Source organism: Xanthomonas sp. SHU 199 (assembly GCF_000364665.1).
Classification (GTDB): domain Bacteria; phylum Pseudomonadota; class Gammaproteobacteria; order Xanthomonadales; family Xanthomonadaceae; genus Xanthomonas_A; species Xanthomonas_A sontii.
In genome coordinates this window covers 1-492 of the sequence record NZ_AQOI01000103.1, presented here as the reverse complement: position 1 = coordinate 492, position 492 = coordinate 1, and the positions used below count along the sequence as shown (strand labels likewise).

General features: G+C 71.1%; 1 protein-coding gene. It reads right to left on the bottom strand.

The genetic code is table 11. The features are described from left to right. Positions 1-492, bottom strand: a 492-nt coding sequence (locus D183_RS24025; protein ID WP_039726173.1) for a TonB-dependent receptor domain-containing protein, incomplete at both ends; no start/stop codon positions are given.

Here is a 492-nt window from a genome sequence, read left to right as displayed (position 1 = left end):
CGTCGATGTAGTAGTCGCCTTGCGCGCGCGCCTGCACGCCCAAGGTCCAGCGCGCATCGGGCCGGTAGTCGACGCCGGCGTTGCTGATGTAGCGCGGCACCGAGAACACCTCGCGGCCGCGCAGCGATTCGCCCGAGGCGTTGTAGGCGCTGACCACCTTGGCCTCCTGCAGCGCCTGCGACAGCCACAGCGTCCAGTGCTCGCCCAGTTGCGTGCTCAGTTGCAGGTCCACGCCCTGGCGCCGGGTCTGGCCCAGGCCCACGGTGGTGCCGGAGCTGACGTTGTTGGCCACCTCGTCGGTGGCGTCCTGGCGCCAGACCGCCACCCGCGCCTCGGTGCCGGCGGCTGGCTGCAGTTTCAGGCCCAGTTCCTTGCCGGTGTTGATCGACGGCCGCACGCCCGGCTGGCCCGGCGTCAGGTAGGCCGGGGCGGTGGAACCGGTGAGGATCTGGAAGGTGCGGCCCCAGTTCGCATAGACGCTCAGCTGCGGGC